Annotated in this window: 2 protein-coding genes; both read right to left on the bottom strand. The window is 70.1% G+C overall.

Annotated features, from left to right (window positions below):
• Positions 1–65: 65 nt before the first annotated feature.
• Positions 66–845: an IS21-like element helper ATPase IstB gene (istB, locus tag ACTWPV_RS49645; protein WP_443157218.1), complete on the bottom strand. Its 780-nt coding sequence runs from the start codon at positions 843–845 to the stop codon at positions 66–68.
• A complete protein-coding gene (locus tag ACTWPV_RS49650) occupies positions 842–1,534 on the bottom strand; it encodes a Mu transposase domain-containing protein (protein ID WP_443157219.1) in 693 nt (230 codons plus the stop codon). Before ACTWPV_RS49650 ends, istB begins: the two co-directional genes overlap by 4 nt.
• Positions 1,535–1,701 lie beyond the last annotated feature (167 nt).

Consider the following 1,701-nt stretch of genomic DNA (forward strand, 5'->3'; position numbering starts at 1 on the left):
TGTCAACGGCCGAGTGCGTGTCGCCGCTGGTGGCCGGATAGAGGTCCCCACGCCTTCGTAGTTGACTACTTCTTGGTGAGGCGTCCACCTGTCCGGGTTCGTGCCTGTTTCATGCGGAAGGACTCGCCCTCGGTGACCACGACGACGCTGTGGTGTAGGAGCCGGTCCAGCAGGCTGACGGCGGTGGTGTGCTCGGGCAGGAAGCGGCCCCATTGGTCGAAGGGCCAGTGCGAGCCGATGCCGAGTGCGCGGCGTTCATAGGCGGCGGCCACGAACCGGAACAGCAGCTGCGCGCCGGTGTCGTCCAGCGGGGCGAAGCCCACCTCGTCGATGATCACCAGGTCGTTGCGCAGGAGGTTCTCGATCACGCGGCCGACGGAGTTGTCGGCCAGGCCCCGATAGAGCGTCTCGACCAACTCGGCCGCGGTGAAGTAGCGCACCTTGTAACCGGCGTGGACGGCGGCGACACCGAAGGCGACCAGGCTGTGGGACTTGCCCGTGCCGGCTGGGCCGACCGCGCAGTAGTTCTCTTGGGCGCGGATCCACTCCAAGCCGGCGAGGTAATCGAAGGTCGCGCGGGGGATGGAGGAAGCGCCGACGTCGAACTCCTCGATCGTTTTGATCACCGGGAAGGAGGCGGCCTTCATCCGGGTGCGGACGTTGGACTCATCGCGCGCGGCCAGTTCGGCCTCCAGCAGGGTGCGGAGGAACTCTTCGGGGTTCCAGCGCTGTGTGCGGGCGGTGATGAGCAGTTCGGGTGCCAGGCGGCGCATGGTGGCCAGCTTCAGGCGGCGTAGCCCGGCATCCAGGTCGGTGGGCAGTGCGGGCGTGCTGGGCGCGGTCATCCGGCCTGTCCGATCTCGTCGATCCGGTCGAGGGCGTAGTCGTCCAGTGACCGGGTGGGGACGGTGGGCAGGGCCATCACCAGCGCGTCCCCGGCGGGTGTCGGCTGTGGCGTGCCGGATCCGGCCGCGAGGATGGAGCGGATGTCATCGGCTCGCCAGCGGCGGAACCGCGCCGCGCGCTCCAACGCGGCCACCAGCATGGCATCGCCGTGGGCCGCTTGCAGGGCGGCCAACTCGACCAGATCGGCGGCCAGGCGGGTGTTGCCGGAGGCGGCCGAGCCGGCAAGCCAGGCCTCGGCGACCGGGCCGAGCGCCAGGAACGCCTTCTCCATCGACGTACGCGGGCGGGCGGCGCGACGCGGCGCGGGCGGCCTGGGGCCGCCGTAGTGCTCATCGCAGATCGCGGCCTCGCCTGGCGCGACCGGAGCATGGTCGGCGACGATCTCCCCAGTGGCCAGGTCACTGATCAGGAGCCGGCCGTCGGCCTCGACGACGGCGACACGGACCCCGATCAGGCGGTTGGGCACCGAGTAGCGGGCCGAGCCGAACCGCACGCACGACAGCTTGTCCACCTTGCGCGTGATGGGCGGCTTGCCGATCGCGGGACGCAGTGACGGCAGCGCGTTCATCACCTCCCGCTCGGCGGCCAGCCGTTCGGCCGGGATCGCGCAGATCTCCGAATGCGCCACCGTGTTGACCTCGGCGCACCACGCGCGGGCGGCGATATGGCCACCGTCAGGTCCTCGAACGGCGCCTGCGGAACGACCAGGTCCCGCTTGGCGTAGCCGACCAGGTTCTCCACGATCCCCTTCGACTCCGGATCGTTCGCCTCGCACCAGTCGGGCCGAAAGCCGTA

This window comes from Nonomuraea sp. KM88 (assembly GCF_052245635.1).
Lineage (GTDB): Bacteria > Actinomycetota > Actinomycetes > Streptosporangiales > Streptosporangiaceae > Nonomuraea.